24 protein-coding genes, 1 tRNA gene and 1 pseudogene are annotated in these 22,788 nt (G+C 60.3%); 21 read left to right on the top strand and 5 right to left on the bottom strand.

Annotation, left to right across the window (positions count from 1 at the left end; all coding sequences use genetic code 11):
• The first annotated feature begins 9 nt into the window (after positions 1 to 9).
• The 11 genes from ACZRMO_RS08500 to ACZRMO_RS08450 all read left to right on the top strand — a co-directional run bounded on the left by ACZRMO_RS08500 (position 10) and on the right by ACZRMO_RS08450 (position 6,740).
• A complete protein-coding gene (locus tag ACZRMO_RS08500) occupies positions 10 to 285 on the top strand; it encodes a hypothetical protein (RefSeq protein ID WP_463972561.1) in 276 nt (91 codons plus the stop codon).
• Positions 282 to 656 carry a hypothetical protein gene (locus ACZRMO_RS08495; protein ID WP_463972560.1) on the top strand — a complete coding sequence of 125 codons (375 nt, stop codon included), beginning with the start codon at positions 282 to 284 and terminating at the stop codon, positions 654 to 656. The genes ACZRMO_RS08500 and ACZRMO_RS08495 overlap by 4 nt, the downstream gene beginning before the upstream one ends.
• Entirely contained in the window at positions 653 to 895 is a 243-nt protein-coding gene (locus ACZRMO_RS08490) for a pyocin activator PrtN family protein (protein ID WP_463972559.1), read from the top strand. The genes ACZRMO_RS08495 and ACZRMO_RS08490 overlap by 4 nt, the downstream gene beginning before the upstream one ends.
• A 60-nt stretch (positions 896 to 955) precedes the next feature.
• Positions 956 to 1,306 (top strand): hypothetical protein, encoded by a 351-nt coding sequence (locus tag ACZRMO_RS08485; protein WP_463972558.1) that lies wholly within the window; start codon positions 956 to 958, stop codon positions 1,304 to 1,306.
• A 45-nt stretch (positions 1,307 to 1,351) separates the two neighbouring features.
• Positions 1,352 to 2,161 carry a DUF2303 family protein gene (locus ACZRMO_RS08480; protein WP_463972557.1) on the top strand — a complete coding sequence of 270 codons (810 nt, stop codon included), beginning with the start codon at positions 1,352 to 1,354 and terminating at the stop codon, positions 2,159 to 2,161.
• 74 nt (positions 2,162 to 2,235) lie between these two features.
• On the top strand, positions 2,236 to 2,586 hold the full coding sequence (locus tag ACZRMO_RS08475; protein ID WP_463972556.1) for a hypothetical protein: 351 nt from the start codon (positions 2,236 to 2,238) through the stop codon (positions 2,584 to 2,586).
• Entirely contained in the window at positions 2,583 to 2,939 is a 357-nt protein-coding gene (locus tag ACZRMO_RS08470) for a hypothetical protein (RefSeq protein WP_463972555.1), read from the top strand. The genes ACZRMO_RS08475 and ACZRMO_RS08470 overlap by 4 nt, the downstream gene beginning before the upstream one ends.
• Entirely contained in the window at positions 2,936 to 5,017 is a 2,082-nt protein-coding gene (locus ACZRMO_RS08465; protein ID WP_463972554.1) for a DNA cytosine methyltransferase, read from the top strand. The genes ACZRMO_RS08470 and ACZRMO_RS08465 overlap by 4 nt, the downstream gene beginning before the upstream one ends.
• Entirely contained in the window at positions 5,014 to 5,433 is a 420-nt protein-coding gene (locus ACZRMO_RS08460; RefSeq protein ID WP_463972553.1) for a hypothetical protein, read from the top strand. Before ACZRMO_RS08465 ends, ACZRMO_RS08460 begins: the two co-directional genes overlap by 4 nt.
• A gap of 2 nt (positions 5,434 to 5,435) precedes the next feature.
• On the top strand, positions 5,436 to 5,672 hold the full coding sequence (locus tag ACZRMO_RS08455; protein ID WP_124527654.1) for a DUF4224 domain-containing protein: 237 nt from the start codon (positions 5,436 to 5,438) through the stop codon (positions 5,670 to 5,672).
• Between the two features lie 3 nt (positions 5,673 to 5,675).
• Positions 5,676 to 6,740: a tyrosine-type recombinase/integrase gene (locus tag ACZRMO_RS08450; protein ID WP_463972552.1), complete on the top strand. Its 1,065-nt coding sequence runs from the start codon at positions 5,676 to 5,678 to the stop codon at positions 6,738 to 6,740.
• 71 nt (positions 6,741 to 6,811) lie between these two features.
• On the opposite strand, the gene ACZRMO_RS08445 is transcribed toward ACZRMO_RS08450, so the two are convergent.
• From ACZRMO_RS08445 to pvdQ, 3 genes are all read right to left on the bottom strand, one after another.
• Positions 6,812 to 7,321 (bottom strand): hypothetical protein, encoded by a 510-nt coding sequence (locus ACZRMO_RS08445; RefSeq protein WP_463972551.1) that lies wholly within the window; start codon positions 7,319 to 7,321, stop codon positions 6,812 to 6,814.
• 274 nt (positions 7,322 to 7,595) lie between these two features.
• Positions 7,596 to 7,669: transfer RNA gene (locus tag ACZRMO_RS08440), tRNA-Cys, on the bottom strand.
• Between the two features lie 212 nt (positions 7,670 to 7,881).
• The gene (gene pvdQ / locus ACZRMO_RS08435) at positions 7,882 to 10,170 is read right to left on the bottom strand and encodes a bifunctional acylase PvdQ (protein ID WP_463972550.1); all 2,289 of its coding nucleotides are present in this window, start codon (positions 10,168 to 10,170) and stop codon (positions 7,882 to 7,884) included.
• A gap of 225 nt (positions 10,171 to 10,395) precedes the next feature.
• Between pvdQ and ACZRMO_RS08430 the strand changes: the two genes are divergently transcribed.
• The gene (locus ACZRMO_RS08430; RefSeq protein WP_463972549.1) at positions 10,396 to 10,776 is read left to right on the top strand and encodes a fe2+ zn2+ uptake regulation protein; all 381 of its coding nucleotides are present in this window, start codon (positions 10,396 to 10,398) and stop codon (positions 10,774 to 10,776) included.
• A gap of 1 nt (position 10,777) precedes the next feature.
• Here ACZRMO_RS08430 and ACZRMO_RS08425 read toward each other — a convergent pair whose 3' ends face one another.
• A complete protein-coding gene (locus tag ACZRMO_RS08425) occupies positions 10,778 to 10,972 on the bottom strand; it encodes a hypothetical protein (protein WP_124527649.1) in 195 nt (64 codons plus the stop codon).
• Positions 10,973 to 11,238: 266 nt separating this feature from the next.
• Here ACZRMO_RS08425 and ACZRMO_RS08420 point away from each other — a divergent pair, with 266 nt between their 5' ends.
• Positions 11,239 to 14,760 carry a membrane-targeted effector domain-containing toxin gene (locus ACZRMO_RS08420; protein WP_463972548.1) on the top strand — a complete coding sequence of 1,174 codons (3,522 nt, stop codon included), beginning with the start codon at positions 11,239 to 11,241 and terminating at the stop codon, positions 14,758 to 14,760.
• Positions 14,761 to 14,768: 8 nt separating this feature from the next.
• Here the strand turns inward: ACZRMO_RS08420 and ACZRMO_RS08415 are convergent, their stop codons facing one another.
• Entirely contained in the window at positions 14,769 to 15,680 is a 912-nt protein-coding gene (locus ACZRMO_RS08415) for a LysR family transcriptional regulator (RefSeq protein ID WP_463972547.1), read from the bottom strand.
• Between the two features lie 118 nt (positions 15,681 to 15,798).
• Here ACZRMO_RS08415 and ACZRMO_RS08410 point away from each other — a divergent pair, with 118 nt between their 5' ends.
• The 8 genes and pseudogenes from ACZRMO_RS08410 (at position 15,799) to ACZRMO_RS08375 (ending at position 22,481) form a co-directional block, all read left to right on the top strand.
• The gene (locus ACZRMO_RS08410; protein ID WP_463972546.1) at positions 15,799 to 16,794 is read left to right on the top strand and encodes an aldo/keto reductase; all 996 of its coding nucleotides are present in this window, start codon (positions 15,799 to 15,801) and stop codon (positions 16,792 to 16,794) included.
• 2 nt (positions 16,795 to 16,796) lie between these two features.
• A pseudogene (locus ACZRMO_RS08405) lies at positions 16,797 to 18,062 on the top strand (HAMP domain-containing protein); the annotation flags it as partial.
• Between the two features lie 15 nt (positions 18,063 to 18,077).
• On the top strand, positions 18,078 to 18,923 hold the full coding sequence (locus ACZRMO_RS08400; RefSeq protein ID WP_463972844.1) for a methyl-accepting chemotaxis protein: 846 nt from the start codon (positions 18,078 to 18,080) through the stop codon (positions 18,921 to 18,923).
• Between the two features lie 89 nt (positions 18,924 to 19,012).
• Positions 19,013 to 19,471 carry an SRPBCC family protein gene (locus tag ACZRMO_RS08395; protein ID WP_463972545.1) on the top strand — a complete coding sequence of 153 codons (459 nt, stop codon included), beginning with the start codon at positions 19,013 to 19,015 and terminating at the stop codon, positions 19,469 to 19,471.
• A gap of 97 nt (positions 19,472 to 19,568) precedes the next feature.
• Complete coding sequence (locus ACZRMO_RS08390) at positions 19,569 to 20,015, top strand: DUF411 domain-containing protein (protein WP_463972544.1); 447 nt, start codon at positions 19,569 to 19,571, stop codon at positions 20,013 to 20,015.
• On the top strand, positions 20,012 to 20,455 hold the full coding sequence (locus tag ACZRMO_RS08385) for a YqaA family protein (protein ID WP_463972543.1): 444 nt from the start codon (positions 20,012 to 20,014) through the stop codon (positions 20,453 to 20,455). The genes ACZRMO_RS08390 and ACZRMO_RS08385 overlap by 4 nt, the downstream gene beginning before the upstream one ends.
• A gap of 44 nt (positions 20,456 to 20,499) precedes the next feature.
• A complete protein-coding gene (locus tag ACZRMO_RS08380; protein WP_463972542.1) occupies positions 20,500 to 21,501 on the top strand; it encodes an alpha/beta fold hydrolase in 1,002 nt (333 codons plus the stop codon).
• Positions 21,502 to 21,527: 26 nt separating this feature from the next.
• Complete coding sequence (locus ACZRMO_RS08375; RefSeq protein WP_463972541.1) at positions 21,528 to 22,481, top strand: D-2-hydroxyacid dehydrogenase family protein; 954 nt, start codon at positions 21,528 to 21,530, stop codon at positions 22,479 to 22,481.
• Positions 22,482 to 22,788 lie beyond the last annotated feature (307 nt).

Below are 22,788 nucleotides of genomic sequence, written 5' to 3'. Positions count from 1 at the left end.
CCTGCCGCCATGAACCGCACCCTGGATCAAACCGCCGCTTTGCTCGGACTCAAGCCCCGCGCCTTCCGCACCAGGCTGCGGGCACTCGGCGTGCTGAATTCGTCCGGCGACCTGGCCAGCGCACACCGTGAGCGCGGATACCTGTTCTCCGACCCGCGCAGCCGCTGGAATCCAACACTGCGCAACTACACCCATTACTCCGTGGTGATGGTCAAGGAAGCCGGTGTCGAGTGGATCGCCAAGAAGCTGAGCATCACCATCACCAAAAAGGACGCCGCAGCATGAAGCCGAACGTCATCAACGCCGCTGTAGGCGCACTGAAACTGGTGCCGATGTACCTCAATCATCCGACGGTGATCAGCCGCGCCACGCTGATTGGCGCCTCAGCCGAGGCTGTTGCATTGCTGGAGTCACTGCCCTGCGTGTCGGTCGAACTGGCCGAAGTATTCCGCTGCGTGGATGCCGTCATCTCCGACGACCAGGTGGTCTACGTGACCCCGGTCAAGTGCCCGGAATACCCGTACGGCGCTGTCGTCGCAGACGCCAAGGGCAACGTGCTGGCAGCGGCCAAGGGCAAGAGCAAAGAAGGTCTCGCCGAACTGATCCGCCTCAAGCTGGTGCCCCAAAAGGAGGGGCATGGGGAGGAACCCGCGTGACCACCACCCTGGAACAACTCCGGCGCCAGTTCGCCACACCCTGCCCATCGCTGACCGCCGTGCGTGAACAGTACTTCACGCACATCCGCACTGACCGCTACCTGCTGAGCGAAATCAAGGCAGGTCGGATCAAGCTGGTGGTCAAGCGCCTGCACTGTTCAGCCCGCGCCAAGCCAGTCGTTTACCTGCACGACCTGGCCGACTACCTCGACGCCCAGGCGACGAAGCAAGCGGCCTGATTCAAACGGTAGCCCCTGCCGACCAGGGGCAAACAGCAACTCATCACTGAGGCACAGCACATGAAAGCTACCAACACCGCCGACTTTATTGGCGAACTCAACGCCGGCGTCTTCGCCAGCCAAATCGGTCACGCGCTCTCGGAGGTCGCGGCCGGCGTCGTTGACAACAAGAAGGTCGGCACCGTCACGCTCACCTTCACCATGAAGCAGATCGCCGACAGCCACCAGGTGACCGTCAACCACAAGCTCGCCTACAAAGTACCGACCAAGCGTGGCAGCCGCAGCGAAGACACCACCCTCGACACGCCAATGCATGTCGGCTCGGGCGGCTGCCTCACGCTGTTCCCCGAGACACCCCACGCGGATCAGTTGTTCAACCGCGACGCCGCACCGATTCACGCCAAGTCCTAACGCTACACCGCTCCATACCTCTCACCAAAACAGGAAATAGATCTAATGGAAGCCAAAGCAATTCAGTTGATCCAAGACACCGCCCTGCTGGCTTACGCGAAATCGCTGGGCACCTTCACCCCAGTGCTGGCGCTGCCTTCTGACGTAAAGCTCCACAGCATTGAACGCTTTCAGGAACTGCGCAGCCGCTTCCGTGGTGCCTTGGCCACTCATTCGCTGAAAGACTTCGCAGACTACGTGGTCGCCGCCAAAGGCCCAGCCGCAGTAGGCTTCGTAGACGGCGAAGCGATGGCCTGCACCGTGTACTTCAACCTGGGCGATGCCGAAAACCCGGGCCACGGCGACTACAACTCAACACTCACCCTGAAAAAAACCGCTGCATTCCTAGCACTTGAGCACGCGGCACAACGCACGCACGCCCAGAAAGACCTCAGTGATTGGATCGAGGATTGGGCGCCAAACCTGAAAGCATTGGACGCCGATGACAAGGACATTCCACTGACCAAGGCAGCTGGCGCCATCCGCTCCATCAGCATCGAGCAGGCCCGCAAAAGCGAGCACGTTGTAGGCGACCTGAGCGCGTCCCGCTCGGCCATGGATCAGATCGAGGCCAAGTCCTCGGAAGGTCTGCCAGCTGAGTTTCTGTTCACCACCCCGCCGTACGAAGGGCTGGAATCGCGCACGATCCGCCTCCGCGTAGCCGTGCTGACCGGCGGCGATAAGCCAGCGTTGCGTCTGCGCTGGATTGGCGAAGCGCAACTGCGCGAAGACCTGGCCCAAGAGTTCAAGCAAGTCGTTCAACAAGAAGTCGGCGGCTCCGCGACCTTGACCATCGGCAGCTTCAACCTGGGTTAACCACCACAGCAACACCCCGCCGCCGTCCTCTCACCAAAACTGTCCGGCGGCGGGCTCTTATCGAGGCACAGCACATGCAAATCGAAACCTACATCATCGCCATCGGCCTTCTGGCCGGCTGGCTTGCAACCGGATTTTTCCTGTACCGAGCAGCCAACAAAGCATACGCGCGCGGCTTTGACCGTGGTGTGAGCCTTGCTCGCGAACAGCATGCCAGCTCGCCGTCTTGCACGATTACTGATCACGAACTGTTGACCAAAATCAACACGTCGCTTGGGCTCGCCGTTGAAACGTGGAAGGCGTTCCCAGGCACAGAACCCATGATCACCAAGGCGTCCCAACAACGCCGCCAGCTCACCGCGTTCGCCGCAAAAATGTGGTTGGCAGCCTGCCCCGCACAACTGAATGCGGAGGATGCGTCATGACTGCGCCTGATCTTACCCCGGTCCTCTTACGCAATCTCGACAGCCTCGCGTGGTTGCTCGCCGAAGGCGTCCTGATATTGAAGGAAGACAACCCATCAGCAGCAGACTGGTTTTCAAAAGCTGAAGGTGTCTTAGCAATCATTCATCAAGATGGCCATACAGCCCGCCTTCCCCTTGACGAGGACGCTGCTGTAGCTGCTATCGCCTTCGCACTTGGAGACGACGACGGCCTGACGTTCCTGCGGCTTTGGAATGAGGGCGAATTCGACGTCATCCGAAAAGAGTGGCCAGAAGCACCTGAAGACGTGTTCACCGGCGCAGACCCTTTGCACGGCAAGGGGCGCGTGGCATGAAAGTATTCAAGAAGCAGCCATTCGACTTCAAAACCCAATATGGCCTGGGCTTTGACGCACAAGATGACGAAATCGTCGTGGACTTTTTCTGTGGTGGCGGCGGCGCAGGCACCGGCCTGGAGATGGGTTTAGGCCGCCCCGTCAATGTCGCGAAGAACCACAGCCCGCAAGCGATCAGCATGCACACCATGAACCACCCCGGGGCGCAGCACTTCACCACTGATGTTTTCGAGGGCGACCCCGACACCGAGTGCAGCGGCAAGGCCGTGGGCTGGTTCCACATGTCGCCGGACTGCACGCATCACAGCCAGGCAGCCGGCGGTCAGCCGCGCAAGCGCGAGATCCGCAACCTGTCGTGGATCGGCCTCAAGTGGGCAAGCATGAAGCGGCCACGGGTGATCAGCCTGGAGAACGTGAAGCAGATCCTGCAATGGGGCCGACTGATCGCCAAACGCGACAAGGCCACCGGCCGGGTGGTAACGCTGGACCAGGTGCCGCACCCAACCAAGAAAGGGAAAACCACCAACAGGGTGGCCGAACCCGGCGAGCACGTGCCGGTGTCGAACCAGTTCCTGGTACCGGACCCGAAACAGCGCGGCCGCACTTGGCGCCGTTTCGTAGCCCTGCTGGAAGGCATGGGATATGTGGTGGAGTGGAAGGTGATCAAAGCGTGCGACTTCGGCGCGCCGACCAGCCGGGAACGATTGTTCATGATTGCCCGGTGCGATGGCCGGCCGGTGGTGTGGCCTGAGGCTACCCACGCAAAGAACCCGGTCAAGGGCCAGCAGAAGTACAAGACAGCCGCTGACTGCATCGACTTCACCGACCTTGGCAAAAGCATCTTCGGCCGCAAGAAAGACCTGGCCTACGCGACACTGCGCCGCGTCGCCAAGGGCATGAAGAAATTCGTCATCGACAGCCCGGCGCCGTTCATTGTGCCGATTGCAAACTGGTCGGGTGAGTCGGTGCAGTCAGCCGGCGAGCCGCTGCGCAAGATCACCTCCTATCCCAAGGGCGGCGCTTTCTCGGTGGTGAGCCCGGTGATCGCACCGGCAACGCACCAGGGCAGCGACCGGATCAATGATCCGCTCGACCCACTGCCGACTGTGACCTGCGCGAATCGCGGTGAGCTGACGCTGATCAGCCCAGTAATGGTTGGGGCCGGCGGGCCGGTGTATGCCGGGCACCCGGTATCGGCGGACCAGCCAATGGGAACGCTAATGACCCGAAGCCATCGCGCGGTAGCATCAGCCTGCATTGTCCAGGCCGGGCACGGCGAGGGTTCCGGTGCAACCAAGCGCCGCTCCCACGGGGTTAACGACATCTGCGGCCCGGTGGGCACCGTCACTGCCAGCGGCGGCGGACAGTCCGTCAGCACTGCGGTGATGATCCAGGCCAACGGCGGGTTCAACACCGTGCACGCCAAGGACATCCGCGACCCGATGACCACGGTGACCAACACCGGCAGCCAGCAGCAGTTGGCGACGGCGCACCTGGTGCACATGCGTGGCAACTGTGATGCACGGGACGCCAATGACCCGCTGCACACCATCAGTGCCGGCGGCCAGCACCACGGCTTGGTCAGCGCCTTCATGGAACGGGCATTCGGCGGGAGCGTTGGCCAGGGCCTGGATGATCCGGCACCGACCATCACTGCCGGCGGCGGTGGCAAGAGCTCGCTGGTGTCGCTCACCCTCTCGCCGGAACACGAAGCCGGAGCCCTGCGCGTCGCCGCCTTCCTGATCAGCTACTACGGCACCGAGAACGTCAGCGCCTGCGATGCACCGGCACCCACCATCACCACCAAGGACCGCCTGGCCCTGGTCACTGTGATGGTGAAAGGCACGCCGTACGTGATCGTCGACATCTGCCTGCGGATGCTCAAACCGGCCGAGCTGTACAAGGCCCAAGGCTTCCCCACCAGCTACGTCATCACCCACGGCGCCGACGGCAAGCCCTTCAACATCAGCCAGCAGGTGCACATGTGCGGGAACAGCGTAAGCCCACCGCCAATGGCAGCGCTAGCACTGGCGAATGATCCATGGCAACTCACTGTGCAGCATCGGGAGGCCGCATGAGCGACGTACTTAAATCAGCGGCAATGGCTGCCGGTGGAGTCGAGTGGAGCTGGTGGACCAGCAATTCAGTGCTGCGGCTCACCAGCAATCTAGATCATGGCCTGCGTGACGGCGATGTGCTGAGCGCCGTAAAGAGCATGGATGGTACGCCCCTACTGGCGATTCCCAAGCCCTATCGCGACTTTATTGAGGCCGCTACACCAGCGGCCATTTTGGCCCTGGTCGCCGAAAACGAACACTTACGAGGGCTTAAACCTGATCTACCGCCGCGACCGCCTGAGGGCTATGGGCTACCTCGGTATGGGCTGCGCTGGAATGGCCCGACGGAACCACTCGCGGTTCAAATGGACGATGGTTACTGGACGCCATGGCATCTCGCTGCACAGTTCAAAAACGCACTGGTATCGGAGGCATGATGATGGAATTTCAAAGCGAAACTCTGGCCGACGAAGAGCTGGCCACCATCACCGGTTATCAGATCCCGTCCAAGCAAATCCTGTGGCTGACCACCAACCGCTGGGAGTTTGTCCTGACAGGCGCACACCGCCCTATCGTAGGTCGCGTATACGCCCGCCTGAAACTGGCAGGCGTTAAGCCCTCTGCGGTAAATGCAGTCGCCGAAACTTGGTCACTCGACCTGGCGAACGTGAGCTAATCAATGCGCCAGAAATCCACAGCAAACCGGGATTTGCCCCCGCGCATGATCCGCCGCCGCCAGAAACGAAAGAACGGAACAATCTGGATCGGGTACTACTACAACGGCAGGGACGCCGAAGGCAAACGCAAAGAGATCCCCCTGGGCAGTGACCTTGACGACGCAAAAGTTGAATGGGCGCGCCTGGAGCGCAAAGCAGTGCCGTCTCCTGCGCACCTAATAGACCGACTGTTCGAAGAGTACGAAAAGAAAGTGATGCCCAAGCTGACCAAGGGCACTCAGGACGACTATCAGAAAGGTCTCCGACAGCTGAAAAAGGCGTTCACCGGCGCCCCACTCGACGCTATGACACCACAGATCATTGCTCAATACCGCGACGCGAGGAAGGCCAAGGTGCGTGCCAACCGAGAGATCGCGCTTCTATCAACTATGTTCACGTTCGCCCGGGAATGGGGTCTGACGGACAAGGCAAACCCGTGTTTCGGCCTGCGCCGCAACAAGGAAACCCCGCGTGACTACTACGCCGGTGAGATCGTTTGGAATGCCGTCTATGATCAGGCGCCGCAGGAACTCAAAGACGCCATGGACCTGGCCTATCTAACTGGCCAGCGACCCGCTGACGTACTCAAGGTCGCCACCACCGACCTGAACGCGGGCTTCCTGATGGTCAAACAAGGTAAGACCTCGAAGAAACTCCGCCTACGGCTGGAGGATGAGGGCGTGCAATCCGGGCTCAGTGCCTTTATTGATGATCTCCAAGAACGACGTGCACTCAAGGGCATCAAAACATCGAGGCTCATCACCAACACGTCCGGCCTGCGGATGAGTCAGCAGATGCTGCGCAATCGATGGGATGAAGCACGCGAGAACGCGGCCATTAAGGCCGGAGCCGATGGGGACTCTGCCCTGGCCGTACTGATTCGCCAGTTCCAGTTCAAGGACATCCGCCCGAAAGCTGCCAGTGAGATCGAGCTGGGACATGCCAGCCGATTACTAGGACACTCCACAGAGGAGATGACCAAGAAGGTTTACCGAAGAGTTGGCGAGATCGTAAAGCCCACGAAGTAATCAAATCAATTCTAAGAAAGCTTGATGGGCTAACTACGTTTGAGGCCAAAAACCGAGAGCTAAATTCGTAGTCATCCCTTCAGGCCACCGCGTGTTTCTAGAATAAAAAACAAATACCCAGACAACGCTCCAATTAGGATCCCCAGGTACACATTTAGAGGCACGTCAACTCCCTGATACAGGGGTTCATCCTTAATCATGGGAGACAAAAGCTTTATGAGTTTATTCTTTTTTTCTTCAATCAGTAATAGGTTCGGATCCAACTCATGCGCATAGCTGTTTCTTAGGCCATTCAAAAGATCTATCGCGCCCCACATCCAGCTAACATCGAGGTCTTTAGGCTCTTCTATGAGCGCCCTTGCCAAGCTCACAACATGAGAAAACTGAAATCGCTTACCTTTAAGATGAGACGGATTAAGAACGCTCGCATTGCAGAAGTCTCTGAGATTTTGTTCGATTAGCAAGTGGCACTTTAGTAGCGCGGACAATTCATCGACACCATCTTTGAAGTGCTCTTCTAAAACCTTATTATTCCTTTTGAATGTTTCAGAAGAAAGCAACCCCAACAACATACTTGACATATCACACCCCCTCCCACGCAACATGCCAACCGCGAAAATCAGGGTCGGGCACACCAGTATGAATTTATCTCTACGCGCCCGAATATATCATCTTCTAATGCTTGGGCGTCTCTCTGAAAATGAACGATAGCCTCCTAGCGCCTGATGCTGCCCCCCCTAAATTGTGGTCATAAAGGAGGGTGGTTGCGGAAGGCCTCTCGAAAGTTGCGGAATGGCTCATAAATCGCAGGCAATAAAAAGCCCCGTAGACCATTGATCTACGGGGCTTTAAGAGTGGAGGCCGAGGTCGGAATCGAACCGGCGTAGGTGGATTTGCAATCCACTGCATAACCATTTTGCTACTCGGCCTCAAACGATCAATGCCCTAACCACTGGCACTCACCGCATGCAAACTTGAGTGGGCTAATGAAGCCTGCCTCTACTCTAACTCATTGAATACATTGAAGTTTTTAATGCTTCGTTGCGTTCGATGGGCGCCATTATGTACGTATTTGCCAAAGCGTGCAACCCCTTGATTTCAAAAATATTTCGCAGCGCTTTCAAGGGGTTGCGTGCCTGCCCTACTCCTTGATCTGTAGCTGCTGGTACTGCGGGTCGGCCTTGATCTGGGCGTCGGTGAACGGCAGCGGGCGGAGTTTTTTCTCGGAGAAAGCCTGGGTCTGGTCCTTGGCGTGCCTGGAGGCTGGGTCGCTGGACAGGGAGAACGCCAGCAGGCCTTGGGCCTGGGGGCCGTTATCGTCGAAGGTGACGATTTGCAGGTAGCTGCTGCCGCTGACCACTTCGCGTTTGCCGTCGGCACGTGGGACGGTTTGCATGGCGTTGTAGATGCCCAGTGCCTGCGGGCCGCCGTGGATCGGGGTTTGGCCGCTGACCTGGATATCGCCCCAACGGCTGTTGGCGGTCAGGCCCAGCTTGGCCACGTCGGCGGCGGACGCAAGCATCGCCTCGCGCAGGGCGGTGGCGACAGGTTCGCGGTCGATGGCCAGGCCGCGTGGTGTGCTTAACGGTTGCGCCGGGTCGAAGGCCACGCGCCAGGCGTCGGGAAGCTGCTGCAGGTGGTCCATCAGGTTGATGAAGTGCACCAGGCCCAGGCCGCTGTCGAGGTTGGCGCGCTGGTCCCAGGTTTTCAGGCTGGTGCACAACGGTTGCAGCGCAGCCGCGTCGGCGCCCAGGCGTTTGGCGCAGAACGCCAGCAGGTCTGGCATGACCTGGCCTGCCAGGTACACCTCGTTGTCCATCACCATATGTTGCAGGTCGGTGACGCTGATCGGCTTGCTTTCCAGGGATTGCAGGCGTTGCACGGCGAAGCGTGCACGTGGGCCCAGGCCGATATGGTCCTGGCTGATCACTGGCGAGAACCCGGTCAGCGGCGCCTTGGGGTTGGCCAGCCACGCCGAGTCGTTGGAATGCTGCACATAGTCGCTGCGCTCCAGTTGCGGCAGCTGGTCGGCAGCGAAGATCCCGGGCTGGGCCGCACGCGGGTCGATGTCCCAGGCGCAGGCGCTGTGGGCGCCGTCGAGCACGATCAGTTGCAGGCCGGCGCGCGGGTCACTGCATTGGGCGAGCTTGGCCTGGCTGACGTTCGGCACCACCGACAGGTTCATGTACAGGCTCTGGCCCTGGTCGTCGGCGGCCAGGGTATTGACCCAAGGGATGCCTTGCAGGGTGTGCACCGAGGTTTGCAGTTCCTTGAGGCTGGCGGCGCGGTTCATTGCGTACCACTGCTGCAACACGCGGTCGTTACCGAGGTTGGCGTCGCGCAGGCTGAAGGCGTAGTGGTTGTCCCAGTCGAGCTTGCCGGGCCATTGCACCACTGGGCCGAATTGGGAGCTGTAAAGCACCTGGGAAACGGCCTTGAGGCTGCCGTCGGGCTGTTTGGCCTGGACGGTTACCGTGGTTTTATCCAAGGGGATGGATTTGCCGTCCAGCAGGTAACGCGTGGCGTCCTTGGGGTCCAGGGTCAGGCGGTACAGGGTGAAATGCTTGGAGGTATCGACCGTATGGGTCCAGGCCACATGCCTGTTGAAGCCAATGTTGATCACCGGCAAGCCCGGCAATGCGGCGCCCATCACGTCCAGCTGGCCGGGAATGGTCAGGTGCATTTCATAAAAACGCATGCCACCGACCCACGGAAAATGCGGGTTGGCCAATAACATGCCACGGCCATTGAACGAACGGTCACGGCCGACGGCCACTGCGTTGCTGCCACGGTCCAGGGCAAAGCGCTGTTGATTGGCCGCTGCCACCTCGAAGCGCTGGGCGCTGGCCTGTACGCCAGCGGTAGCGCCAGGCGGTGTTGCGCCCGCCAGTGCTTCGGCGAATTGGCCCACACCACCCTCCACCAGCAAGCGGCGGGTCAGCTTGACGACGTCTTGCGGCGTGATCGGCCGTACCCACGCCGCCTGGCACTGTGCCGGGGCGCCGTGTTCTTTCAGGTATCGGTTGTAACCCGCCACATAGCCTTCGACGCGCTGCTGGATCTGCGGCGTTTGCGCGTTCCAGAAGGTGGCGACGGCCTGCGACGTATTCAACCAAGTGAAAAACACGTCACTGGCCAGGTTGTTGCGCTCCTCCAGCGTGGCCTGCTCCGGACCAAAGAAGCGTGAACGCTCGCCACTCACCGTCACCACTTCATTGGCCAGCAGGCACATATTGTCCTGGGCATACGCATAGCCGATGCCGTAGCCCAAGCCACGCTCATCATTGGCGCGGATATGCGGCACGCCAAAGCCGGTGCGCTGGATTTGCGCCGACGCCTGCGTCACCTGTTCCCGTGCCGATGTGGCCAGGCTCAAGCCCAGCAATACACCCGCCACACACACCCTGGACAACCCGTTGGAAATAATCACGCCCACTCCACAGTCAAATTGAACACCCTCGCAAGGGGCAGCTACCCCACCGTAAGGACGCAATTGACCGGGAACAATTTAGGCACGCGCAGGCTTTGTCGCTGTGACAAATCCGATACTGACGAAATTTACACATCTAAAACTTCATGATTTCGGCTGCTCGTTCGTCTTATTAACCAAGAGCGCTCATTTTCCTGATCAGGCTCTGATAAGGAGTTTTATTGCATGTACAACTCGCAACTGCCCACGGATGGACATTCACCCGCCGCCGAGGCCACGTTTGGCAGCGGCGGCCACGCCTTCGGCAAGGCGCCGGAACAGCAAGGCAACCAACGGATCCGCCATTTGCTCAAGTATTTTGGCCTGCGCACCAGCCTGATCCGGCTGAAGGTCATCGACGCCCTGCTCACGGCCGCCGACAACCAGCGCACCCTCGGGGTACGCGGCGTGCACAGCCACTTGCTGGAGCTGGGCATTCCGTTGTCGTTTCTCAGCGTGCGTGAAGTGCTCAAGCGCCTGTGCAGCGAGGGCGTGATCACCCTCAATGCCGATAAAAGCTACAGCCTCCATGCAGAGGCTGCCAAAGTGCTCGAAGGCCGCGCCTGACTCAGAAGTTAGGCTTGACCTTGCGACGCATGATGCCGTTGATCACCACCACGATCACGGCGACGGAAATCGCGATGTACTGGAAGGTTTTCTCGCTGATGGCCCCGATGTTCTGCAGGTAGGACAGGCCAAACATCGTCGCCAGTACCGTCAGGGCGATCAGAATCGAATATTTCAAACGTTGCTTTTGGGTCATGACAGTTCCTGAATCTTGAGAATGTAGCCGCTGTGTATCGCCGAACACGCTAAGCACTACCCGTTACCTGGGATGAGCCGGGGTCGGAAAGATCCCATATTACAGGCGATGGCGCGATTTGGCTTGCATGACACCTGCAACTAGCCCTCACGATTGCTGTGGAACGCTCCACGTCCAGGAACTCACTGATCTGATGCTCATCAAGGAAAGAAACCACTCGCGCCATTAACGAGGATGCTTGGGCACAACGCAGTTGAGTCATAACCATGATCATAGCGCCCCTTCCCTTCTACATTCCTGCCTTTACCGGGAGCACAAAAAGATCTCCCTCCCAAAACCAGTCCATCCACCCGAAAACAGCTCCGACTATTTCACCAACTGACGGTCTGAAAACCGCAGCCGCGAACCAGGAAAACCTGCGCCAACTGGCCAATCACCTTCGCGGCATTTCCCTGCTGTGGAATGATTCGACATCCGCGCAGACGATATCCTCCGCCTTAAGCACCTGGAACATGCCCATTGACCCCGACTCATCCTACCCCCGTGAGGGCCTCAACAATCCTAGCCTGGCGGAGGTCATCAGCCAGTTGGGGTTCGATACCCCGACCACCCGCACGCAAACCATAGCCTTGCGCGATGCACTGGATCAAAAGGCGTCGGCCCCCTCGGTGGGCAACACCGGTGGCGGCCTGTCCTGGCCCCTGCCGCTTGACGCCACCCAGCAACAACAGATCGTCGACACGCTGGATCGCAACAGCGAACGGCTATCGGGCCTGCCACTGGCCGATAAACGCAAAGGCGCGCTGGGTTATCTGTTGGAGGCAACGCCGCTTATTGGAGCCGACCTGCAAGACCCGCACGAAACCCTGGAAAAACTGCTCAAATCCCCCAGGGCTGAAGCGCTTGGGCAAGCGATCCAGGCGAAACTGAGCGGTATCTCGACCCACGACAGCCTGTATGAGTATGTGTTGAGTGCAATCCATCTGGGGCTCGATCGCGAGTCCATCAGCCAACCCGGCAGGACCACGGTGGCAGGCTTCGACTGGGCGCAGGAACAGTACCAGGGCAAGCCGGCGTCTACAGTGCTTGACGGCTTGAAAGCGCACTTGGTCGCCACTGGAAAAACCACGCCAGCTACCGCCGCCTTCGCCGCTCAATTGCTGCTAGGGCGTGTTGCACCAGAGTTTTTGGTCAAGGACATCCCTGACCGCGTGGTCTATGGCAGCCAAGCCTGGGCCACCTTCTGCATCGCCGTGGCAAAAGTTGAACAGGAAGCCCCTGGCGTTACGGCCAAGATGACGTTCGCAGAAGTCATGCAGCGCGCAGACGCCATCACCGACCCCGCCCCGGCGCATGCACAGCAGGCAGCGTTGATCGACTGGGGGCTGGCCAACGGCCTGCTGGCCAAAAGCGCCGATGAGGCGTACAGCCCAGAACAACTGGAAAGCGTCAGGGCCGCATTCAATGACCAGCAGGATCAACGCCTCGAAGCCAGCGCGTCGATCAATGCCGACATCCCCACACGCAAAGACGTCGCACTCAAAAAGCTCAAGGCGCACTTTCCCGACCTCGACCCCACGTTGTTTGATAAGCCGCTGCTGCAATTGGACGAATCCCACAAGCAAGGCGCGCAAGCGCTTTACGATCCCAACCGACGCCCCGTGGGCCTGTATTTTTCAATGCTGGATATCTTCATGGGTGAAAGCACCCTGGGTAAATGGAAGAGCAGCGACCCGCGCATTCCGGTCGACAGGATCAATACAAGCCCGCCACTCGGCGTGATGCAGGCGCTCAACACGGAGTTCGACGCCGCTATCGAGGCGCGCAAGCGTGGCATTGCCACCACCGTGCGCCATCTGATTTCTCAGCTGCCGCTGGAGGACCGAAAGAAGCTGGAGTCAGGAAAAATCCAGTTTTTTCACGAGTCCACCTACGAGTCCGGTGCGCTCAAATCCAAAAACCTGATGCTGAGCTTCAAGGTCGAACAAGGCGGCCAACGCTCGATTTATCAGTTGGATATTCAAAACCTCAGCATCAGGCGCAAAGACAACTATGTCGACCTGAAGGAAGTGACCTGGCCAGACGGAAACGTAGAAACCCGCCAAACCGAGTTCAAGCCCAAAAACGGCGGCAACGGCGACCAAGGCGAGCGCCCATCCCCAGAGCGGCTGGATAGCTTTTCCAGTGCTCGCAGCCACCTCATCGCCGAGGCCTTTGTCGAGCACCTGGAATACGACAACCCTGCCATCAAGCAAGGCTCCATGGGCGCGACACCCCACGAGAAGCAACAGCAAGCACAAGTGGACGCGGGCGAATTTTTTCTCAACCTGATTCCATTTCGCTCGGCCATCGTCAATTTCTCCCAGGGCAACTACGCCGAGGGCGCACTGGACCTGGGCCTGGATATCTTCAGTTTCGTCACGGCCGGAGCCGGTACTGCGGCAAAGCTCGGCAAACTGGGGTCAAAGGCGGTGTCTGCCGGCGCGAAATTCATCAAGGGGGCCAAGGTGATCGGGGTCGCGGCCATCGGCGCACTCAACCCGCTGGATGGCGTCGGCGACCTGCTTATGGGCGCGGCCAAACTGACCGGCAAAGCCGGCAGGCAACTGTTCAAAGGCGTGCAAACCGTGGGCGCCGCCGGGGTAGCGTTGACGGACAAAAGCATCAGTACGCTAAAAGGCGCAACCGGCAGTTATGACTTGATCAAAGCCAGCGAGGCGCATGGGATGGCGTCGATCGGCACATTCAAATCGGCGGATCAAACCGTCGAAACCGTCGCCGTTCACCACAACGACCAGTGGTATGCCTATGACCCCGTGAAGAAGCAGCCTTACGGCGGCCCCATCAAGGACTTCACACCGGCGTATACCCTGTGGCCAAGGTCTCCCGACATCAATATCGTCCCCATGCGACACAACCGAGTGGCGCCGTACAACGTTCACCACCGCCCGCCACGCGCCAGGGCTCCCTTGCCCCAAGGGGAATATGCGACGGCGATGAAAGGCAAGCTGGAGCCTGACCACTTCAAGCCGAATACAAAATTCGACACCGTCAAAAAGTTCGTAGAGGAGCTTTTTGATCATTACGCCAAGCTCCCCGGCAACCTGCCACCGCGCCCGGTGATCCCCAAAGTCATCAAGCCCGTGCCCGCCGCGCAAATGCTCGAGGATGTACTGAAAACCTCGGACGGTGTGGTGCTGGGTGAGCTCCACAATCAGATGGCCAGCTTCAAGCTGCTCTTTGACAACATTGAGACGCTGAAAAAAGAAGGCGTTAAACGTGTGTACCTCGAGGGGCTCCTGTCCCGGCCCGACCTGCCCAAGGGCTATCAGGATGACGGCATCGGCATGCTGGGGGATACCGGAAAGCCGCGTACGGCACCGAGCTTTGAAGACCTCAAGACCGCGCTTGAGGCCAACGGGATAGAAGTCATTCCACTCGACCACTACTACCTCACCCGCCACAAGGACGTAAAACATCTATATGGCGCCACCAAGCCAGGCCAAGGCTCGGAACAACGGCTCAGAGAGTTCAATTACTACGCGAGCAAAACCATCGAGTCGACGTCCAATGGCGAGAAATGGGTGGCCGTGGTGGGGACGGCCCATATGAAAACATCCGAGGGTGTGCCGGGCGTGGCCGAGATGACCGGGAGCACCGCGATCGGCGTGTTTGATCATAAAACGCCCACTCCCAGCCTGGGCTATGCCGCGAAAGTCCCGGCACCTGACCCGCTGAAACCGCTCCGAAGCACCGACTATCCTGGAGACCTGCGCATTTTCGTGTAGCGATACGCCTAGCGCTTCAACCCCAAGCCTGGTGAAGCACACAACTCCACCAGCCAATCCACAAACACCCGCACCCGCTGGGACAACTGGCGGTGTGGCGGGTACAACGCGGTCAATGCCAGCGCCGGCACGGGCAACTGTGGCAGCACTTCAACCAAGGCCCCTTGCGCCAACTGTTGCACCGCGTGGTAGTGCGGCGCCTGAATCAAACCGTACCCCGCTTCGCACGCCGCGAAATAACCGTCGGCACTGTTGACGGCCACGCATTTAGGCAAATTGACCAGGCGCACTTGCGCGCCCAGTTGAAATTCAAGCCCGTAACGCTTGCCGCTGGTGCTGGAGACGTACTCCACCATCTGATGATGTGCCAAGTCGTCGAAGGACTCAGGCACGCCCATGCGCGCAAGATAGGCCGGGCTGGCGAGGGTCAGTTGATCCAGCATCGCCAAAGGCCGTGCCACCAGCGATTCATCCAGGGCCGGGCCACCGCGCAGCACACAGTCCACACCTTCGCGGATGAGGTCCACCGGACGGTCGTTGAGGCCAATTTCCAGCTCGATCTGCGGGTAACGCGCGGTAAATTGGGGCAGCGCCGGGATCACGATAAAACGCCCGACGCCTGAGGGCATGTCCACGCTCAAGATGCCCCGTGGGTTCTGACGGCTGGTGGAAAATACCGCCTCGGTTTCCTCAAGGTCGGACAGCAAACGCACACAGCGCTGGTAGTACGCCGCACCGTCCAATGTCAGGCTGACCTGTCGCGTGGTGCGCTGCAACAGCTGCACCCCCAGGTGCGCTTCCAGCTGCTTGACCAGCACCGTCACCGACGCGCGCGGCAATTGCAGGCTGTCAGCGGCCTTGGCAAAGCCGCCCAACTCGACGATCCGGGTAAACACGCGCATCGCATTAAAACGGTCCAAAGGCACCCTTCCCCGTCGATTATTTGGAATTTACGAATAGTGATAGCGGTTTTAGCCGGTTTATCCAGGTTTTGTCGAGGATAACAATAGCGGCCTACCCCACCCAGGAGCTGCACCCATGCACACCCGTCAACTCGGCAAAAACGGCCCCCATGTCTGCGCCATCGGCCTCGGCTGCATGGGCATGACCGATTTCTACACCACCGGCACCAACACCCAGGAGGCCATCGCCACCCTGCACCGCGCCTTGGAGCTGGGGGTCAATTTCCTCGACACCGCCGACATCTACGGCCCGCACACCAACGAAAGCCTGATCGGCCAGGCCATCGCCGGCAAACGCGACCAGGTGTTCCTGGCGAGCAAGTTCGGCATTGTGCGCGACCCGGCCAACCCGGCGCTGCGCGGCGTCAACGGACGCCCCGAGTACATCCGCGCAGCCATCGACGGCACCTTGCGCCGCCTTGGCGTGGACACCCTCGACCTCTACTACCAACATCGCATCGACCCCGAAGTCGCCATCGAAGAAACCGTCGGCGCCATGGCCGAGCTGGTCACCCAGGGCAAGGTGCGTTACCTGGGCTTGAGTGAAGCCTCCGCCGCCACCCTGGAGCGAGCGCACAAGGTCCATCCCATCAGCGCCCTGCAAAGCGAATATTCGCTATGGAGCCGCGACCAGGAAGACAACGGCTGTCTCGCGGCGTGCCAGCGCCTCGGCGTCGCTTTTGTGCCTTACAGCCCACTGGGCCGGGGCTTCCTCACCGGCGCCTTGAACAGCCCGGAGGATTTCGCGGCTGATGATTACCGCCGTTTCAGCCCGCGCTTCCAGGGCGATAACTTTGCGAAAAACTTGCTGCTGGTGAACCAGGTGCAGGCGCTGGCGGCAGAAAAAGGCGTATCCGCCGGGCAACTGGCGCTGGCGTGGGTGTTGGCGCAGGGCGATTTCGTCATCCCGATTCCAGGGACCAAGCAGCGTAAGTACCTGGAGGAGAACGTGAAGGCACTGTCGATCACCCTGGCGCCTGGCGAATTGGCCGCGCTGGAAGCGATCTTCCCGGCGCAGGCCACCGCTGGCCTGCGTTATCCCGAAGCGGTCATGGCGATGCTGGACATATAAAGATGAGGCGCCGGCAAACGGCGCCTCGACTTTCTTGCACGAACGTACCTAAAGCTCCTGATACCCAAGCCGATAGCCCTACGAAGCTCCAACAAAGCCGCGTGAATAATAAACGCTTCGTAAGGACGACCCCCATGCCTGCACTGCGCTCCATCCAAGCCCGCTACACCCTGTTTCTGGTGCTGTTCGTCCTGGTGTTATTTGTCTTGACCGTGGTCGGCATCGGCCAGCTGGTCGCGCCCAAGTTGCAGCACACCGAAGAACAGGTGGTGCTCAACCGCGTCAGCGAAGTGGCCGAACAGATCCAGGGCGAACTGAACAAGGTTCAGGCCCAGCAACGTACCATCACCCAAACCATTCCCCTGCTCGACAGCGATGCCATCGACAAGGTCTTGCCGGGCCTGGTGGATCAGTATGGCGAGCTGAAAGTGTTTGGCGGCGGCATCTGGCCGTTGCCCAACCAACGCACCCCGGGGCGCAACAAGCACAGCACGTTCTGGCACCGCGATGCCTCGGGCAAGCTGACGGTCAACACGTTCTGGAACAGCGACCCCGCGCCGAACTACTACGACCAGAGCTGGTACAAAGGCGGCCTCGCCTCGCCGCGCGGCCAATGCGCCTGGGCTGCCGCGTATAAAGACGACGCCAGCCAGGAACCGCGCACCAACTGCGCCATGGCCATCCAGCGCGACGGCGCAGCGTATGGCGTAGCGACCATCGACGTGACCCTGGGTTTCTTCAATGACCTGGTGGCCAGCAAGGAAAAAGACATCGGCGGGCAAATGCTCATCGTCGAAGGCGACGGCAAGATCATCAGCAACAGCTCACGCATCAGCGGCCCGGTGGTGTTGAAGAACATCAGCGAACTGACCGGCACCTCGGCGTTTGCCGCCCAGGTCAGCAAAGCCCTGGCCCAGCGCAACCAAGGGTTGCAGCGCAGCGAGTTCGACAACGGCGGCGTCGCCAGCACCTTCTATATGCGCCCCATCGAAGGCACGCCGTGGTTCCTCGCCACCGCCCTGCCCACGTCGCTGATCACCGCCCAGCGCAATGACGTGCTGGGCAGCCTGGCCCTGCTGCAAATTCCCATGGTGTTGTTGCTGGTGCTGTTGCAGGTCTACGCGATCCGCCAACTGGTACAGCGCATGAAGTCGCTCAAGAGCAACATCGACGCGCTGTCTGCCGGCGATGCCGACCTGACGCGCCGCATCACCATCCGCGCCGAGGACGAACTGGGGGCCATCGGCCATTCGGTGAACCGTTTTATCGTTTACCTGCAAAACATGATCGGTGAAGTAACCCAGGCCACCGCCGCCATGTCGTCAGGGCTGGCGCAGTTGCAGCAGACCTCGGCACAGACCAACCAGATCCTGGTACGCCACGCCTCGGAGACCGACCAGACCGTCACCGCCATCACCGAAATGAGCTCCACCGCTGACACCGTCGCGCAGAACGCCGCCGAAACCGCGGCGTTTACCCAGCGCGCCAACGAGCACGCCGACCGTTCCCGCGTGGTGGTGGGCGAAGCGTCCAACAGCGTCAGCGCCTTGATCGGCGAAGTCTCCAGCGCTACCCACAGCGTGGAAAACATGCGCCAGGACGCCGCGCGCATCACCGAAACCCTCGGCGTAATCGGCGCGATTGCCGGCCAGACCAACCTGCTGGCGCTCAACGCCGCCATCGAAGCGGCGCGGGCTGGCGAACAAGGCCGTGGCTTTGCGGTGGTCGCGGACGAAGTGCGCGCATTGGCGGCGCGCACCCAGGCCAGCACCTCGCAGATCAACGAGATGCTCGCGCGCTTGACCACTGGGGTGAGCACGTCGGTGGCGGCCATGGAAAATACCCAGGCCAGCTGCCAGTCGGCGGCCGATGCGACGGCCCGGGTCAACACCGGCCTGGATGAGATGGCCGGTTCGGTCAGCCATATCAACAACCTCAGCACGCAGATCGCCACCGCCGCCGAGCAACAAAGCGCGGTCACCGAGGAGATCAACCGCAGCATGGTACACATCCGCCATATGGTCGAAGAATTGGTGCAAAGCGGGCACGCCACCGAAACCAATACCCAAAGCCTGCTGGACGCCAATGGCCGGGTGATTGCCCTGATGAGTCGCTTCAAAGTCCGTTGATCAATTGCTCGCGTACTCCCGTGCAAAGCACGGGAGTCGGACTATTCTGACAGTTCCCAGTGCTAAGAACGCCACACAGGAGGTGTGCAATGCGCGCTGTCGAGCAGTCGGTCCGCTTGGAGCGGATCAGTCAAGAACGCTTCATTCAGGCCCCCATCGAGGCCGTCTACGACTACGTCACCCAGCCAGATCGCTGGCACGAATGGCACCCCACCTCCCTCAGTGCTGACACCGGCACCCTCGGTTCCCTCCCCGTCGGTGCGCGCTTTACCGAGTACATCGACCTGCTGGGCGTGCGCGTACCCATGAGCTACCGCGTGCAGATCGCCCGGCGCCCCAGCGAATTCAAGACCGTGTTCACCTCCCTGGCCGTTGACGGCTCGATTCACTACTTCTTGCAGCCCCACCGCGACGGCACCCTGTTCAAGCGCGTGCTGGTCTATGAAACCGAATTGCAACTGGCCACCTTGCATGAGCGCATGCTCGAACTGTCGGCGATTGCCCTCGACCAGCTCAAACATCGGCTGGAAAACCCACCCTTTGTATAATTTAGTAACATTACCGCCACAGCTCCCCCCTGTGGGAGCTGGCTTGCCTGCGATGACGTCGTCATGATCGCCCCGACCATCACCGTGTGAGCCCATCATGAAAACCCCATTGCGCTTGGCCCTGCTGTCCGCCCTGTTCACCACCACCCTGGCCCAGGCGGCCGACCTGATCCCCATCGACGTGCACCGCGACGCCAATTGCGGTTGCTGCAAAAAATGGATCAGCCACTTGGAAAGCAACGGTTTCAAGGTCAATGACCATGTCGAAACAGACATGAGCGCCGTCAAACAACGCCTCGCCGTCGCCCCGCGTCTGGGTTCGTGCCATACCGCCGTGATCGACGGCAAGTTTGTCGAAGGCCACGTGCCCGCCGAGCAGGTGCTGGCCTTGCGCAAGCGCAGCGACCTGCTGGGCCTTGCCGCGCCGGGCATGCCGATGGGTTCGCCGGGCATGGAAGTGGACGGCCGCAGCGAGGCCTATCAAGTCATCGGCCTGACCCGAGAAGGTAAAGATGTGGTGGTGGCTGACTACCCGGCGCAATGATCGCGGGCTACCTGGGGCTGTTCCTCGCGGCGTTTGGCGCCGCCACCTTGCTGCCGTTGCAATCGGAAGCCGTGCTGGTAGGCCTGCTGCTCAGCGGGCATTACAGCCTGTGGCTGTTACTGGGGGTCGCCACCCTGGGCAATGTCCTCGGTTCGCTGGTCAACTGGTGGCTGGGGCGCTGGGTCGAGCACTTCAAGGGACGGCGCTGGTTTCCGGTCAACGACCAGCAATTGGACAAGGCGCGCCGGCATTACCAGCGTTGGGGGCATTGGACGTTGCTGCTCAGTTGGGTGCCGATCATTGGTGATCCCCTGACGCTGGTGGCCGGGGTGATGCGTGAGCCGTTGTGGCGGTTTTTGTTGCTGGTGACCGTGGCCAAAAGCCTGCGTTATGCGGTGCTGGCCGCCGTGACCTTGCAGTGGGTGTTAATCCCCACTTAATCGCCTCCAAAGAGCATCCGGGCATCCTTTCCGGAGCCTTGCCAATGCCTTCTCTACGCGTTTTTTGCATCGCCACCTTGCTGACCGCGGGCACCGCCCCGGTGTTCGCCGCGACCTACGGCCCCGAGCTGCAAGGTTTTCAATACCCTTACCCGGTGGAGCATTTCGCCTTCCAGTCCCAAGGCAAGAACCTGCAAATGGGCTACATGGACGTGCCCGCCAAGGGCCGCGCCAACGGTCGCAGCGTGGTGCTGATGCACGGCAAGAATTTCTGCGGCGCCACCTGGGAAGGCTCGATCAAAGCGCTCAGCGAGGCCGGTTACCGCGTGATTGTCCCGGACCAGATCGGCTTCTGCAGCTCCAGCAAGCCTGAGCATTACCAGTACAGCTTCCAGCAGCTGGCAACCAACACCCACCAGCTCCTGGAAAAACTCGGCGTCCAGAAGGCCACGCTCCTTGGCCACTCCACCGGCGGCATGCTCGCCACCCGTTACGCCCTGATGTACCCGGCACAAACCGAGCAACTCGCGCTGGTCAACCCCATCGGCCTGGAGGACTGGAAAGCGTTGGGCGTGCCCTCCCTCACCGTCGACCAATGGTATGCGCGTGAACTGAAGGTCAATGCCGACGGGATTCGCAAATACCAGCTAAATACCTACTACGTCGGGCGTTGGAAGCCGGAGTACGAACGCTGGGTGGACATGTACGCCGGTCTCAGTAACGGCCCGGGACACAAGTTGGTCGCGTGGAACTCGGCGTTGATTTACGACATGATCTTCACCCAACCGGTGTACTACGAGTTCAAAGACCTGAAGATGCCTACGCTGCTGTTGATTGGCACGTCCGACAACACAGCTATCGGCAAGGACCTCGCGCCGCCGCAAGTGAAAGCGAAGCTGGGTAACTATCAAGTACTGGGCAAGCACGTGGCCAAGCTGATCCCACGCGCTACCCTGGTGGAGTTCGCCGGCCTGGGACATGCGCCACAAATGGAAGAACCGGCCAAGTTCCACCAGGCGCTGTTGCAGGGCCTGAACGCCCTTTAATTCAACCCTTTTTGAGGTTTGCGTGAATGTCGATACAGATTGCAGTCATCGATGATTGGCAGCGTGTGGCGCGTGGCGTGGTGGACTGGTCAGCCCTGGAGGCTGTCGGGCAGCTGCACTTCCTGCACAATTACCCGGCAGATACCGCGACGATGATCGAGCGTTTGCAGGGCTTCGACGTGATCTGCCTGATGCGCGAACGCTCCACCTTCGACCACGCCCTGCTGCAAGGCTTGCCCCGGCTCAAGCTGCTGGTAACCGGCGGCATGCGCAACGCCGCCGTCGACATTCCCGCCGCCAAGGCCCTGGGCATCCAGGTGTGCGGCACCGACAGCTATAAACACGCGGCACCGGAACTGACCTGGGCGCTGATCATGGCCAGCACCCGCAACCTGCTGGCCGAAGCCAACTCGCTGCGTGCGGGCGGCTGGCAAGTCGGCCTGGGCGGCGACCTGCATGGCAAGACCCTCGGCATCCTCGGCCTGGGCAGCATCGGCCAGAAAGTCGCGCAATTTGCCCAGGTGTTCGGCATGCGCGTGATTGCCTGGAGCGAAAACCTCACGCCCGAGCGCGCTGCGCAAGCCGGTGTTACCTGGGTCAGCAAACAACAGCTGTTCGAACAGGCGGACATTCTCACGGTGCACTTGGTCCTCAGCGAGCGCAGCCGTGGCCTGGTGGATGCGCAGGCGCTGGGCTGGATGAAACCGGGCGCGCGCCTGGTGAACACCGCGCGTGGGCCGATCGTGGATGAGCAGGCGCTGATCCAGGCCCTGGAAAGTGGGCGGCTGGCCGGCGCCGCACTGGATGTGTTTGCCGACGAGCCGCTGCCGCTGGATCACCCGTTCCGCCGCTTGCCAAACGTGCTGGCCACGCCCCATGTGGGGTACGTGAGCGAACAGAATTACCGGCAGTTCTATGGGCAGATGATCGAAGACATCCAGGCCTGGGCCAGCGGCGCGCCCATTCGCGTGCTTGGCTGACGCACCACTTTGAGGCATATGCACCTATGTGGCGAGGGAGCTTGCTCCCGCTGGAGTGCGCAGCGCTCCCAAGATTTTTGGGGCCGCTTCGCGCCCCAGCGGGAACAAGCTCCCTCGCCACAGGAAAGGCTTTTTCAAGGCTGCATAAGGTTACAAGTTTTTTGTCCTACAAAAATCCCTTACAAACCCTACAGGCTCTAGGATCTGTCCTAGACTGATGACCGATGGGTCCGTTCGAAAACAAAAACCCCGCAAAAAATCGAAACTTTACAACTCTGCCGTAGGTCCAGTTTTAAGGTAAGGCGAG

It is taken from the genome of Pseudomonas sp. B611, from assembly GCF_055407965.1.
This window is presented reverse-complemented; position numbering and strand designations above follow the sequence as displayed.